The organism is Sphingorhabdus sp. EL138 (assembly GCF_945862485.1).
Lineage (GTDB): Bacteria > Pseudomonadota > Alphaproteobacteria > Sphingomonadales > Sphingomonadaceae > Sphingorhabdus_B.
The window spans coordinates 77,876-92,448 of record NZ_CAMAYF010000004.1 but is presented as its reverse complement, the minus strand read 5'-3'; the positions used below and the strand labels follow the sequence as shown (position 1 = coordinate 92,448).

The 14,573-nt window shown below is 53.9% G+C and carries 13 protein-coding genes; 7 read left to right on the top strand and 6 right to left on the bottom strand.

Features of this window, described 5'->3' with window-relative positions:
- Positions 1–58 precede the first annotated feature (58 nt).
- The 4 genes from Q0O33_RS03160 (at position 59) to Q0O33_RS03145 (ending at position 3,507) form a co-directional block, all read left to right on the top strand.
- The gene (locus tag Q0O33_RS03160; protein ID WP_295495943.1) at positions 59–1,213 is read left to right on the top strand and encodes a carboxynorspermidine decarboxylase; all 1,155 of its coding nucleotides are present in this window, start codon (positions 59–61) and stop codon (positions 1,211–1,213) included.
- Between the two features lie 127 nt (positions 1,214–1,340).
- Positions 1,341–2,558: a type III PLP-dependent enzyme gene (locus Q0O33_RS03155; RefSeq protein WP_295495941.1), complete on the top strand. Its 1,218-nt coding sequence runs from the start codon at positions 1,341–1,343 to the stop codon at positions 2,556–2,558.
- A gap of 65 nt (positions 2,559–2,623) precedes the next feature.
- Positions 2,624–3,052 carry an MAPEG family protein gene (locus tag Q0O33_RS03150; protein ID WP_295495940.1) on the top strand — a complete coding sequence of 143 codons (429 nt, stop codon included), beginning with the start codon at positions 2,624–2,626 and terminating at the stop codon, positions 3,050–3,052.
- 11 nt (positions 3,053–3,063) lie between these two features.
- The gene (locus tag Q0O33_RS03145; protein ID WP_295495938.1) at positions 3,064–3,507 is read left to right on the top strand and encodes an MAPEG family protein; all 444 of its coding nucleotides are present in this window, start codon (positions 3,064–3,066) and stop codon (positions 3,505–3,507) included.
- Here Q0O33_RS03145 and Q0O33_RS03140 read toward each other — a convergent pair.
- Genes Q0O33_RS03140 through Q0O33_RS03120 form a run of 5 tightly spaced genes read right to left on the bottom strand, consistent with a single transcriptional unit; the run spans position 3,504 to position 9,747 of the window.
- Complete coding sequence (locus Q0O33_RS03140; protein WP_295495937.1) at positions 3,504–4,703, bottom strand: class I SAM-dependent RNA methyltransferase; 1,200 nt, start codon at positions 4,701–4,703, stop codon at positions 3,504–3,506. The two genes, Q0O33_RS03145 and Q0O33_RS03140, sit on opposite strands and share 4 nt — an antisense overlap.
- A gap of 41 nt (positions 4,704–4,744) precedes the next feature.
- A complete protein-coding gene (ilvD, locus tag Q0O33_RS03135; RefSeq protein WP_295495935.1) occupies positions 4,745–6,466 on the bottom strand; it encodes a dihydroxy-acid dehydratase in 1,722 nt (573 codons plus the stop codon).
- 35 nt (positions 6,467–6,501) lie between these two features.
- Complete coding sequence (locus Q0O33_RS03130; RefSeq protein WP_295495933.1) at positions 6,502–7,239, bottom strand: N-formylglutamate amidohydrolase; 738 nt, start codon at positions 7,237–7,239, stop codon at positions 6,502–6,504.
- Entirely contained in the window at positions 7,236–8,063 is an 828-nt protein-coding gene (locus tag Q0O33_RS03125; RefSeq protein WP_295495931.1) for a 4-(cytidine 5'-diphospho)-2-C-methyl-D-erythritol kinase, read from the bottom strand. The genes Q0O33_RS03130 and Q0O33_RS03125 overlap by 4 nt, the downstream gene beginning before the upstream one ends.
- Positions 8,064–8,106: 43 nt before the next feature.
- Entirely contained in the window at positions 8,107–9,747 is a 1,641-nt protein-coding gene (locus Q0O33_RS03120) for an electron transfer flavoprotein-ubiquinone oxidoreductase (RefSeq protein WP_295495929.1), read from the bottom strand.
- Positions 9,748–9,960: 213 nt separating this feature from the next.
- On the opposite strand from Q0O33_RS03120, the gene Q0O33_RS03115 reads away from it, so the two are divergent.
- The 3 genes from Q0O33_RS03115 to moaB are packed head-to-tail and all read left to right on the top strand — an operon-like array spanning position 9,961 to position 12,879.
- Positions 9,961–10,614, top strand: a complete 654-nt coding sequence (locus tag Q0O33_RS03115) for a uracil-DNA glycosylase family protein (RefSeq protein WP_295495927.1) — start codon at positions 9,961–9,963, stop codon at positions 10,612–10,614.
- Positions 10,611–12,365 (top strand): lytic transglycosylase domain-containing protein, encoded by a 1,755-nt coding sequence (locus tag Q0O33_RS03110; protein WP_295495925.1) that lies wholly within the window; start codon positions 10,611–10,613, stop codon positions 12,363–12,365. Before Q0O33_RS03115 ends, Q0O33_RS03110 begins: the two co-directional genes overlap by 4 nt.
- Positions 12,352–12,879, top strand: a complete 528-nt coding sequence (moaB, locus tag Q0O33_RS03105) for a molybdenum cofactor biosynthesis protein B (RefSeq protein WP_295495923.1) — start codon at positions 12,352–12,354, stop codon at positions 12,877–12,879. The genes Q0O33_RS03110 and moaB overlap by 14 nt, the downstream gene beginning before the upstream one ends.
- Before the next feature lie 49 nt (positions 12,880–12,928).
- On the opposite strand, the gene Q0O33_RS03100 is transcribed toward moaB, so the two are convergent.
- Complete coding sequence (locus Q0O33_RS03100) at positions 12,929–14,527, bottom strand: long-chain fatty acid--CoA ligase (RefSeq protein WP_295496059.1); 1,599 nt, start codon at positions 14,525–14,527, stop codon at positions 12,929–12,931.
- Positions 14,528–14,573: the final 46 nt, after the last annotated feature.

Sequence of the window (14,573 nt, the reverse complement as noted above, 5' to 3'; positions counted from 1 at the left end):
CGGAGGTGAAAGAGGTTCAGCATGATTTCGGTGGTTTGATACAGCGGTGAATGATAATATGGACACCAAAGCAGGCGACCCCGGGGCATTTGCCCATTTTAACCTTCATCGCGTTCCCTCGCCTGCCTTTGTGGTGGATGAGGCTGCGTTGCGGCGGAATCTTGACATTTTGGCGGATGTTAAAAATCGGTCGGGCGCAAAAATCCTTTGCGCCATGAAGGCTTTCTCCATGTGGAAGGTCGCACCGATCATCGGCGAATATCTGGATGGTGTATGCAGTTCGGGCCTTTGGGAATCGCGTCTCGCGCGGGATTATTATAAGGGCGAAATAGCGACTTATTGCGCTGGCTATAAAGAGGCTGACATGGCCGAAATCGTCGCCATTTCCGACCATGTCATTTTTAACAGCCCATCGCAGCACATACGTTTTGCATCGTTCCTGAATGACGGCGTCGATGTAGGGCTTCGTATCAACCCGGAACATGCCGAGGGCGAAGTCGCGAAATATGATCCCTGCTCGCCGGGATCGCGGCTTGGCTTTCCGATTAGCCAGTTGAAGGCAGAACATCTCAAAGGCGTTTCTGGCCTGCACTTCCATACGCTTTGTGAACAGGATTTCGAACCGCTGAAGCGCACTTGGGAAACGCTGAAACCGCATATTGCGCCCTATTTTGGCCAGCTAGGCTGGCTGAACTTTGGCGGCGGCCACCATATTACGCGCGCAGATTATCAGCGCGACGAGTTGATCGCCTTCATTCAAGACGTGCGCGCCGAAACGGGCTTGGATATCTATCTCGAACCCGGTGAAGCCATCGCGCTTGATGCCGGGATATTGATCGGCGAATTGCTCGACGTTTTTGAAAACGGGCTTCAGGTCGGCATAACGGATATCAGTGCCACCTGCCATATGCCGGACGTCATTGAGGCGCCCTATCGCCCTGCTATGCTTGGAGAGCGTTCAGAAGGCTCCCCTGTGCGCCTGGGAGGGCCATCTTGCCTCGCCGGTGATATTATTGGCGATTATGTTTTGCCTGTCCCAGCAGAGCCCGGAGCGCGTTTCGCATTTCTGGACCAAGCGCATTATTCGATGGTGAAAACGAATACCTTTAATGGCGTTCCTCTCCCGTCGCTCTGGCTTTGGAATAGTGATACGGATACGCTTGAGTGCGTGCGGTCGTTCGACTGGACCGCGTTCCGCGACCGTCTGAGCTAAAAACCAAACGAATCGCTTTACAACACCCCCAGCTTTTCATATGGCGCTCGTCCGCTGCCCCAGGGGGACTTCCAATAACCGCAAGGCAGCCTTGTTGTTTCCTGTTATCTTTTGGGGGTCCCTTGAATTGTACGAGAACACTGACGCACTTGCTGTAGTCCGCGCCCTCCGCCCGGACGAACCAATCACGCTACTCCGCCCACATGCTGCTGCGCGCGCGGCCCGTTTCTTCGTTGAGAAGTTTCAGGGTAAGTCGCTATATGCGGTAAAAGCGAACCCATCACCTGCATTGCTGGAAACCCTTTGGGAAGCTGGCATCACGCATTATGATGTAGCATCCTTGGGTGAAGTTCGGTTGGTCCACAAATTTCTGCCCGATGCTAAGCTGTGTTTCATGCATCCGGTCAAAAGTGAGCGCGCCATCGCGCAGGCCTATCACAACCATAATGTCCGTACATTCAGCCTCGACAGCCATGAAGAGCTGGAGAAGATCGTGCGTGCAACCGCACTGGACGGCGTCGCGGCAACCGACCTTGAACTTTGTGTACGTATTCGCGTGTCATCCGAACATGCAAAGTTGAGTCTGTCGTCAAAATTTGGTGCAGATCCGTCGGAAGTTGCTGACCTTTTGGTTGCAACGCGTCAGGTTGCGGACAGCCTTGGCATCTGCTTTCATGTTGGCAGTCAGGCCATGACGCCAACAGCCTATGCCGAAGCCATGGAGCATGTCCGCGCCGCGATTGTCGAGGCGTCGGTCACTGTGGACATCGTGGATGTTGGCGGTGGTTTTCCGTCGGTTTATCCCGGCATGGAGCCTCCAGCGCTGGATGGCTATTTCGATGTCATTCACGATTGCTTTGAAGATTTGCCAATCAGCTACTCCGCAGAACTTTGGTGCGAACCTGGCCGTGCCTTGTGCGCCGAATATGCATCCCTGTTGGTGAAGGTTGAAAAGCGTCGCGGGAATGAATTGTTCATCAATGACGGCGCTTACGGCTCGTTGTTCGATGCTGCTCATATCGGCTGGCGTTTCCCTGTGGCGCTTCAGCGGTCGGAGACGTCAATTGGTACCCAGATGGCTGAATTCAGCTTCTACGGGCCTACCTGCGACGATATGGACCATATGGCGGGGCCATTCATCTTGCCAGATGACGTGCAGGCTGGCGATTATATCGAAGTCGGCATGCTCGGCGCTTATGGCTGTGCCATGCGGACAGAGTTTAACGGCTTTGGTGAAACTGAGACGTTGGTCGTAGGAGATCAGCCGATGGCAACGCTTTATGGCTGGGCTCCAGCCAATGACACAGGCGTTCGAGCAACGCGGTCGCAAAGCTCAAAAGTCTAAGTTGCATTTGACAATTTGTATGAGGTGCATCACCCTCCCCATCTGATGATGGGGAGGGTTTTTTTATGAATATGCCTATTTTGGCGCCAGCAGCGGTATTGGTGCTGTGGTCAGTTTTCATGATGTATTGGCTCATGGCAGCGCGGCTTCCCGCTATGGCAAAAATCGGGTTGGATCTTAGCAAGGCTGCGCCCGGAGGACGGGGACAAGACATAGATCCAAATTTGCCACCGCCTGTGGCTTGGAAATCCCATAATTATGCACATCTCATGGAGCAACCCACGGTATTTTACGCCGCGGTCGTAATCTTGGCTATATCTGGCGGCGCAAGTGAAACTTCTGTCTATTTAGCATGGGGTTACACCGTTTTGCGGGTGCTCCACAGCGTCTGGCAATCGACGGTAAATGTCGTCAGCGTCCGGTTTGTGTTATTTCTGTTGTCATCCTTATGCCTGACGGTTTTGGCCGTGCAGGCAGTGGTTGCAACAATTTAAGGGGGATTGATATGCAAAGTAGTATCTTAGGGCCAGTCGTCGCACTTGCAGCGTGGACGATGATTATTTGGATTTGGATGTATGCCACGCGGCTGCCAGCGATGGGCCGTGCGGGTATTGATGGAACCAAGGTTGTCGGATCCACTGGCGGGGCGTTGCGCGATGCGCTTATTGCCAAGGGCGAAGAAAAAGCATCATGGGTTGCAGATAATTACAACCACCTACACGAAGCGCCTACGGTGTTTTATGCGGTGTGCTTGGCGTTGGCGATGGTAGGACAAGGCGACAATTTGAACGCGACTATTGCTTGGGCCTATGTCGGTCTTCGCGTCGCACACAGCTTGGTCCAGATTTTTTCTAACCGCGTAATCATCCGCTTTGCTTTGTTTGCACTGTCATCCGTCGCACTCATGATGCTCGTGGCGCATGCCGTGATGTCGGTGCTTCTCCACTAACGGCTAAAATGGCCTACTAGCTCGATATGGGTTGACCAGCGGAACTGCCCCACCGGCCAGATCCGCTGCAACCTGTATCCGGCAGCTACCAAAGTTTTTGCATCCCGCGCAAAGCTGGCAGGATTACAACTTACATAAGCGATGTTTGGCACATTCGACGCAGCAAGCTGCGCGACTTGCTCCTTTGCGCCGGCGCGGGGCGGATCAAGCACCACAGTCTGGAATTTGTTCAGCTCATCGGCCGAGAGTGGCCGCCGAAACAAGTCGCGATGCTCTGTAAATATCGTTCGGCCAGTGCGCCCAGCAGCGGCCTTTAGGGCAAGGCTCGCCTGCAGGTCGGCTTCGCCCGCGTAAATTTTGCGGCCTGCCCCCATAGATAAGGCGAAAGTGCCGGAACCTGCAAACAAATCGGCTATGATCGTGTCACTGCCAACAATCTCGTTAACTGCGTTGACCAACGCCGCCTCGCCATCGACTGTGGCTTGGAGGAAGCCATAAGGCTGATAACCTACCGCCACCCCGCCAAGCGTCACAGTGACCGGCTCAGGCTCATAAAAGGGTACAGGACCATAGCCTTCATCCAAAGACAGACGCGCAAGATTGTGCGTTTTGGCAAATTCGGACAACAGCTCATGCGTGTCGAGATCATTGGCGATCCAGTTCTCAATCAACACATCGACACCTTGGTCCACCATCGCCAGCTTTATCTGCACCTGCCGCGCACGGTTCAGCCGAGGCTCAAGCAAATCGCGCATCGGCGCAAGCAAAGCGAATAGCTCTGGCGCCATGACATCACACTGTCGCAAGTCAATGATACGATGGCTTTTTTCGGTACTGAAGCCAAGCTGGAACTGCTTGCCAGCCCATGCCGAACGCACTGCGATCCGGCGGCGCGTCTTTGGGGGCGATAGATGCACAGGCATCACTTCGCCGATGTCGACCTGTTGCGTCGCGAGGGCGTGCGTTACCCGTTCGGCGATAAACAGGCGCAGACTATCTTCGTCGAGATGCTGCAACTGACAACCACCGCACAAAGGGAAATGCTGGCATGGCGGCGCAACATGATGCGGGCCATAGATCAAGCCGCCAGAAGGATCAACAATATCGCCTGGTGCGGCAAGCGCCACATAACGGCCATTTGCAGTAACGCCATCGCCGCGCGCGGCCACCCTGATAATCTCTTCTGTCAATTCCATACCGCCCCATGCCTGTGACGAGGCAAGCAATCAACCGGCGATTAAATATCAGCGAAAACGTGCGTTTCCTTGGCGCCGCCAGGATGCGTTACCGCGCCCTTATAAGCTGGACCAACATTTTGTGCATAACGCCAGATTGCGCCAGATTGATAATCCGTCTCGCGCGATTTCCAATTTTTACGACGCTCTTCAAGCACTGCATCAGCAACATTTAGATCAATGACACCCGTTTCAGCATCAATCATGATCTCGTCACCATCCTCAACCAATGCGATAGGGCCGCCCAACGCTGCCTCCGGTCCAACATGGCCAATGCAAAAGCCGCGCGTTGCGCCAGAGAAGCGACCATCAGTAATGAGCGCAACCTTTTCGCCCATGCCCTGCCCATATAGCGCGGCTGTTGTTGATAGCATTTCGCGCATGCCAGGGCCACCGCGTGGTCCTTCATAACGAATGACAATGACCGAACCTTCGCGAATTTCGCGCGCCTCCACTGCGGCGAAGCAATCTTCTTCGCAATCGAATACCTGAGCTGGGCCAGTGAAGGTCAACCGCTCCATGCCCGCAACTTTCACGATTGCGCCCTCTGGAGCCAGCGTACCGCGAAGTCCGACAACACCGCCAGTGGGGGTTATGGGTGCTGTTGCTGGATAGATAACCTTTTGATCTGGGTTCCAAGTGATTTGGTCGATATTCTCACCAAGTGTTTTGCCCGTAACGGTCATGCAGTCGCCAAACAACAGCCCCTCGGCTAGCAACGACTTCATCAGCATGTAAACACCACCAGCATAATACATGTCGCGGGCGACAAACTGACCGCCAGGTTGAAGATCGGCCATATATGGCGTGGTCTTAAACGCATCCGCCACATCGAACAGATCAAAATCTATACCAGCCTCATGCGCCATGGCAGGCAAATGCAAAGCTCCGTTAGTTGAACCACCAGTTGCAGCAACAATTCGTGCAGCATTTACAAAGGCTTCACGCGTACATATGTCACGCGGCCTGATGTTGCGTGCGAGCAATTCCATGACTTGAACGCCCGCCGCATGCGCGATTTGGTCGCGGGTCGAATATGGCGCTGGCGCCATGTTGCTGTTCGGTAAAGACAGGCCAATCGCCTCGCCAACGCAGGCCATAGTGTTTGCGGTATATTGTCCACCACATGCCCCGTGGCCAGGGCAAGCAACGCGCTCAAGCTCTTCCAATTCTGATAAAGGGCAAGCGCCTGCTGCATATTTACCGACGATTTCGAAAACGTCCTTAACGGTGACGTCTTTGTTATTGTGCCGTCCAGGCAGGATAGATCCACCATATACAAAAATCGATGGCACGTTCAGCCGAAGCATGGCCATCATGATACCAGGCAGCGATTTGTCGCATCCTGCAAAGCCCACAAGCGCGTCATAGCAGTGGCCGCGCACCGAAAGCTCAACCGAATCCGCGATAACTTCGCGGCTGACAAGCGAAGCTTTCATTCCCTGATGCCCCATGGCGATGCCGTCCGTCACGGTGATGGTATTGAAACGACGCGGCATTCCGCCACCCTGCTCCACGCCCACGCGTGCGATATCGGCTTGGGCATCAAGTGTTGTATTGCACGGGGCACTATCATTTCCGGCGGAGACCACGCCGACAAAAGGTCGCGCAATTTCTTCGGCAGTCAGGCCCATTGCATAATAATAGCTGCGATGCGGGGCGCGTTCCGGCCCTACAGACACATGGCGGCTTGGCAATTTGGACTTGTCGAACTGGTTTGGCATAATGACCTCCGTTAAGTGGAGCGCTTTAAGCCATTTTATATGGATAAGCCAAGCTGTTCCGAAACAAAATGGCACATTTCTGCCAATGTGCGTGCGTATCTTGCTTGGCCATCGGGATGACAGGATATGTCCTGCCGCATCTCGATACCAATATAGGGAATGTTATTGGCTTCAGCATGGCGATTCATCGTCGCGTTCAACAGCTTGCCGGAGTATGGGAGTTGGTCACCAACGATATACCCTGCGCTTTCAAGAAATGGGATAGCGAGTTTGGAGGCAGCTTCGTGTTCATTATACAAAACACCGACATGCCAAGGGCGTGCTTCATCTGGTTTGCTCTCCAATGCCGGCGTAAAACTGTGGAGAGACAAGATAAGTTTTGGGCGATGTTGCGCCAGCAGCTCTCTTAAATGAAGATGATAGGGCTTATGAAACCGTCCTAGCCGTGCTTCTTTTTCGGTTGTGCTGATGGCGTTGCCGGGAATGGGCAATCCATCACTTGCGCTAGGAATGGCCGAGTCATCATGCGCGTCCCTATTCAAATCGACAACGAGACGCGAATAACCGCCGAGAAACGCGGAGAATGCCTCCTCGCGTGCGATTAAGCGCGCAACAGAGGCTACCCCGATATCCCATGCAATATGCGTGTTGAGGAAGGCTGGATCAATGCCAAGATCGATATCCGCAGGGACATGATTTGACGCATGGTCCCCGATGATAAGGAAACCGCCTTTGCGTGGCGTTCCCAATATGTCGAACGGAGCATCTGTCATCGCAGCATGCTGGCCATAGACCACCAATGCGGATCCAGCCTTGCTCTTGCGGCCTTTAGTGACATCATATCATGAAACAACGCAAAGCATGTTGCGCCAGACCCGGACATACGCGCCATCGCTGGTTCTGCCTGCGAAAGCCGTGTTAAAATGTCTGTAATGACGGGACATATCTCAGACGCTATCGGTTCAAGGTCGTTGCGCCCAGCAATTGACGAATCCCACACATCGCCGCGATCAATTGCGCCGCCGTCAACGCCGTCCCACGCCTTAAAAATTGCCGCCGTAGAAACGGATTGAAGCGGGTTCACCAGCAACATATGTCGCGCGGTGACATTGCTATCGTCCAAAAAAGTCAATGCCGTTCCAGTGCCACTGCCGAAACTTGTACGGCTGAAAACGCAAGCGGGAATGTCTGCACCTAATGGGGCAAGAATATCTGCAAGCTCTTGCTCGGAGGCACCCAAAACCCAAAGCTGGTTAAGAAGCCTTGCCGTTGCCGCCGCGTCGGCAGATCCCCCACCAATGCCGGAAGCAATAGGCAGTCTTTTGTCGAGCCGGATCGCGGCACCTTGCATGACTCCAAAGTGCGTCCTTAAGGACGATGCCGCTTTCAGCACCAAATTATTTTCATCGGCCTTCAGGTCGGCGCCAAAAGGGCCGACAATTTCCAAGCTCAGCGCATGTGCAAGGCGTGCGTTCAGAATATCACCGTCTTGCGCAAAGGCGAATAGCGTTTCGATATCGTGATAGCCATCCCCCCGCCGTTTCCGGACGCGCAAGGCGAGGTTTATCTTTGCAAAGGCTATTTCAGAATATTCCACGATTGCCCTTCACCCCGGGATGGCGACCAAAGCGCCACCCGCATTACATATTGGGGTAGTTAGGCCCACCGCCACCCTCTGGCGTCACCCAGTTGATATTCTGGTTCGGATCCTTGATGTCGCAAGTCTTGCAATGGACGCAGTTTTGCGAATTGATTTGATAGCGGGCATCCTTACCCTCCTCTTCAATCCACTCATACACACCCGCGGGGCAATAACGTGTTGATGGGCCAGCAAATTCCATAAACTCGCTGCTCTTCTGCAAATCGATATCCTTAACTTGCAAATGGATTGGCTGGTCTTCGGCATGGTTGGTGTTTGACAGGAAAACCGACGATAGACGGTCAAAGCTGAACACCCCATCGGGCTTCGGATACTCAATGCGCTCGGCGTTGTTCTTCTTTTTCAGTGCCTTGTGGTCTGGATGATGCTTCATCGTAAATGGCATGCGAATACCGAAATTCTCTAGCCACATGTTGACGCCTGCAAGCGCGCTACCCAGCAAGTTACCGTATTTTTCGACCAGCGGAAGGACGTTGCGGACCATTCGCAGTTCTTTGTAAATCCAGCTATTTTCATAGGCCGTCTGGTACGAAGTGAGTGCATCATGTTCGCGGCCCGCAGCCAGGGCTTCGACGGCAGCTTCAGCCGCCAACATGCCCGACTTCATCGCCGTATGCGTGCCCTTGATACGCGGCACGTTTACAAAGCCAGCCGAACACCCAATCAGTGCGCCACCAGCGAATGCAAGCTCAGGAACTGACTGCCAACCGCCATCACTAATCGCGCGCGCTCCGTAGGAAACACGGCGACCGCCAGCTAGTATCTTCTTAACCTCAGGATGGGTTTTCCAGCGCTGAAACTCTTCAAAGGGCGACAGATAAGGATTTGAATAATTGAGCCAAACAACAAAGCCCAAGGCGACCTGATTGTTTGCATGGTGGTACAAAAACGCGCCGCCATTGGCGTCCGTCAAAGGCCAGCCCTGACTATGGATCACACGACCTGCAGAATGCTGCTCAGGCGGAATATCCCACAATTCCTTAATACCAATGCCGTAAACCTGTGGTTCGCAATCCTTATCCAGGGCAAATTGCGGCTTGAGCAATTTGGTAAGATGGCCGCGCACACCTTCGGCAAAGAAGGTATATTTTGCGTGCAATTCCATGCCCCGCATATAATCATCTTTATGGCTGCCATCACGGGCAATCCCCATGTCACCTGTGGCAACGCCTCGCACAGAGCCATCAGCGTTGTAGAGAATTTCTGCTGCGGAAAATCCGGGAAAAATTTCTATACCCAGATTTTCAGCCTGCCCTGCCAACCAGCGGCAAACATTGCCGAGCGATCCCGTATATGTACCCTTATTATGCATGAAACCGGGGGTTAGGAAATGCGGCATATTGAACTTGCCGGTCTTGGTCATGATCCAATGCTGATTGTCATTCACGGGCGTATCGGCCAGCGGACAACCCATATTGCGCCAGTCAGGCAGCAACTCATCAAGCGCCTTGGGATCAATAACCGCACCGGACAATATGTGCGCGCCCACCTCGGAACCTTTTTCAAGGATGCAAACGCTGGTGTCAGGAGATAATTGTTTTATGCGGATTGCGGCCGAAAGTCCCGCTGGCCCAGCGCCAACAATTACAACATCATAGGGCATCGACTCACGTTCACTCATTGCCTTTATCCTTTACCCGGCGTATAATTCGAGCTGTCCCGTTATATGAACAGCCTGTGGGAATTGCCATGCCAAGCAATTGACCCTGCCGTCAACTGGTGACTGAAGGGATTTATGGAGGATCGCGCAGAAACTTCGACATTTGCTGTGGTTGAATCCCTAACAGGCTGGTGGGCACTGGCTGGGTTGGACTCGGCTGTCAGCGACAGCGCCGTGAACTGGCTGGCCGATGATGCTCTTGAAAAGTCTCCAACTGCGCCCTTGGTTGACACTCCCGCCAAAAAACCGGCTGAGCCGGTTAAAGCCCCGGCAATTGCATGGCCGATCGACATTGCAGAGCTTCGCCAGATGGTGGCCCGTGGCGCTCCCCTGCCCGGAAATACTTATGGCCCCCTTCGCTTCCCGTCTGTTGGCCCGATGAGCTGCGATGTGATGGTCATATCGGATTTACCAGACATAATAGCTACGCCAGAAACAACGATGCCATTGAATGCAGCCCTTCTGCATCGAATGCTGGGCGCCGTCGGGATAGATGTGACAGATTGTTATTGCACATGGTTGGCGACGAGTATGCCGTCAACAGCGGAAGTTCCTGAAAACGACCTGTCCGAACTCGCCGCGTTTATGCTGCATCAGATACAGCTGATTAGACCTACATCGCTCGTCATGCTCGGTTCCGCCGCATGCAAGGCTCTGTTGGGCCAAGAACTGATGCAGGCGCGGGCAGAGTTACGTAATGTCGAACATGATGGCCTTAACGTCCCAACGCTGGTGACATTTCATCCACGAACCCTTATTGCGCGGCCTGCCATGAAAAAGCAGGCTTGGAGGGATTTGCAGATGTTTGCGCAAAGGGTGCTCCAATGAGCCTGACAAAAACTAACGCGCTGCGGTTAGCTGTTGCCTTGGCTTGCACACCCTTTGCGACAGCTCAGGCGAACACCAGCGGTGGATTTCGTACTGTTGTTTCCTCCCAGCCAGCACCCAATGTTCTAAGCGCACAAGAAAAGGCCATTTTTACGGCGATCTACGACACTATTCGGGCAGAAAAATGGGATGAGGCTGCGCGCATGATTGATGCGGCGCCACAAGGTCCGATGTCCGCGATGGCGCGCGCGGAATTATTTATTGCACCCAATAGTCCAAAGGTAGAGGCAGAGCAGTTACAAGCCCTGCTTGAGGCTGCACCTTATTTGCCACAGGCTGAACAATTGGCGACTATGGCCCGCAAGCGCGGCTTGGAGATGCTTCCCGAACGGCCCGGCATTCGGCGTTTTTCATGGCTGGGTGGCGCACCAAAAAGAGATTTACCTGCAAATAAGGCAAGTGATAGTATAAGAGCCGAGTTGCAGGTGTTTATTAAAAATGACCAACCTTTTGCTGCCGAACTATTTTTGGAGAGCAAAGCATTTGAATTGTCGCCTGAGGCGCTCACAGAATTGCGCTATCGTGTGGCTTGGTCTTATTATATCGAAAATGACGATGCTTCCGCAAAGCGCCTTTCTGCTGTTGCACAAGTTGCTGGCGGTGAGTGGGGTACGCAGGCCAGTTGGGTACTTGGTCTCGCCTCTTGGAGGCTCGGCGATTATGCTGAAGCCTATAACGCCTTTGATCATGTTGGCCGCTTGGCCAATAACGATGACTTAAAGGCCGCGGGCCTATTCTGGGGCGCACGCGCGGCGATGGCCGCAAAACAGCCGCAATATATGCAGTCCAAGATGCAAAAGGCTGCACAGCTGTCGGAAACCTTTTATGGTTTACTAGCCAGCGAAGCGCTTGGAATGGAACCGATCGCGCGTAAGGTCGCCAAAGTCGTCAAGTTGGATTGGGCGAGTTTGAAAAACCAGCCGAACGCCGTCTTGGCCGTATCGCTGGCCGAAATTGGCCAGAATAAGCTGGCGGATTCGGCACTGCGTCATCAGGCAAGAATTGGGGATGTACGGCAACATGCAAACCTATCGCAGTTGGCGGGTTCGTTAAACTTGGCTTCAACGCAATTTTGGTTCGGCCATTATGGTCCATCACGTGACCAGAGCAACGCAACGGCACGTTATCCCCTACCAAATTGGGAACCAACCGGTGGTTGGCGTGTCACGCCATCCTTGATTTATGCCCACACGCTGCAAGAATCCAATTTTCGCACAGACGTGATCAGCCCTGCTGGCGCACGCGGCCTCATGCAGGTTCGTCCCGGAACGGCTCAGGACCTTGCGCGGGCGCGCGGTGCATTCTTCACGGCATCCGAATTGGACCGTCCGGCTATCAATTTGGAATATGGGCAATCCTATTTGGAAAAGCTGCGGGACTTGCCTACAACGGGCGGGCTACTGCCAAAGGTGATCGCTGCCTATAATGCAGGGCCGTCCCCTGTGGCACGCTGGAACAGCGAGATACGCGACAATGGCGATCCGCTGCTGTTCATTGAGTCTATCCCTTATTGGGAAACGCGCGGCTATGTGGCGATCATCTTAAGAAATTACTGGATGTACGAGATGCGCGAGAACCGAGCTTCAGGAAGCTTGAAGGGCCTAGCCCAATATATGTGGCCGAAATTTCCCGATGCCAATGGCGTTGTCACCGCGCGCAGGATGACAGGAGGCGTCATTGCCGCTCGATGAAAACAGGACGTTCAAGCCGGTAAATATCGCGCTCCTAACTGTATCAGACACTCGGGGCATTGAGAACGACACCAGCGGCGATATCTTGGCCGAACGGATCGTCGTCGCCGGGCACAAAATCGCTGATCGTGCCATTCTGCGCGACGACACTGCGTTAATCACTACGCAGTTGCATCAATGGATCGGTGACGACAGTATTGACGTGGTTATTTCAACCGGCGGTACTGGACTGACCGGACGCGATGTTACACCTGAGGCGCTTGACCGCGTAAAGACCAAGGATATTCCAGGCTTTGGTGAGCTGTTCCGCTGGTTAAGCTTTGCAAGCATCGGCACATCCACCGTGCAGTCGCGCGCCTGTGCGGTGCTGGCGGAGGGCACGTATATTTTTGCTCTTCCAGGCTCAAATGGAGCAGTCAAAGATGGTTGGGACCAGATTTTGGTTCATCAACTCGACAGCCGCCATCGTCCCTGCAATTTTGTGGAACTGATGCCTCGCTTGCGCGAAACATAATGTAGACGGCTTACGCAGACTATTTTACCACAGGAACGCAACAGCGGCCTTAATCCTCGAGCACAAAATCCTTAAACTGCGCGCGAAGTTCAACCTTTTGGATTTTGCCAGTACCTGTGTGCGGCAGTTCGTCCACAAACAGGACGCGGTCAGGCATCCACCATTTGACGATACGTTCGGCCAAATAAGCCTTTACGGTCGCTTCATTGATGTCCGCTCCGGGTTTCTTCACGGCAATCAGAACGGGCCGCTCATCCCATTTAGGATGTGGAATACCAATTGCACCTGCTTCGGCAATGCCGGGACAACCAACCGCGATATTCTCGAGCTCAACCGAACTGATCCACTCACCGCCCGATTTGATGACATCCTTCACACGGTCGGTGATCTGCATTGTACCGTCCGGATGCAGCACAGAAACATCGCCGGTATCAAACCACTGATCAGCGTCAACCGCGTCCGCCTCGGCCTTGAAATAGCGTTTAATGACCCATGGCCCGCGTATCTGCAGCGCGCCAGATGTCACCCCATCACGCGGTGCAACATTGCCGTTCTTATCGATCACGCGCAGCTCGACACCAAATGGCGTGCGGCCTTGCTTACACACGATATCGATTTGCTGCTCCAGCGTTAAATCGTCCCAATCGGGGGTCGGCGCACCCATTGTACCAATAGGTGATGTTTCGGTCATGCCCCATGCATGGGAAACGCGCACGCCCGACGTCATCAAGCGCTCGATCATAGCCCGCGGCGCAGCCGACCCGCCAATCGTTACCAAGCGCAGCTTGCCCAGCGTCGCGTCACGTCCCGCTGCCTCCTCTGCATCCAGATGCGCGAACATTGCGAGCCATACTGTAGGTACGCCTGCGCTATGGGTTATGCCCTCTTGCAGCATTAAGCCATGCAAGGTTGCGGCGTCATTAGTGGTAGAAAACACAAACTTGACGCCTGCCGCTGCGCCCGCAAAGGGCAAGCCCCAGCTCGCCGCATGGAACATCGGCACGATAGGCAACAATGCCGACTGCGGGCTAAGATCAAAAATGGCGGGCGCGATTTCCGCCATGGCATGCAACATGGTCGAGCGGTGTTGATATAAAACACCCTTTGGATTGCCCGTTGTCCCGCTGGTGTAACACAACATACATGCGTCACGTTCGTCGCCGGATGCCCATTCGTAATTGCCGTCTTGGTCCGCAATGAACGCGCCATAGCTGTCATCGCGATCAAATATAACATAATGCTCAACGGTCTTCAGATGCGGCTTCAATCGGTCGATAATGGGCTGGAACATTGCGTCATACATCAACACCTTATCCTCGGCATGGTTCATGATGTAGATTAGGTCTTCATCAAACAGCCGAACGTTCACGGTGTGGATGACCCCGCCAAAGCCAATCGCGCCATACCAAGCCGCCAAATGCCGGTGATGGTTCATTGCAAAGGTAGCAATGCGATCCCCTTTTTGCAGGCCAAGGCCGGCAAAGGCTTGCGCTAATTTGCGCGCTTCGGTGGAGACGCCAGACCAATTTGTGCGCTCAATAGTACCGTCGGTCCAACGCGTCACGATTTCGCGCTGGCCATGCTCACGCGCTGCGTAGTCGATCAAACGTGGAACGCGAAGGTCCCAATCTTGCATGGTGCCGTGCATCACAATCTCTCCCTCTTACACCGCTGCAGATTACTGCAGACGCCAT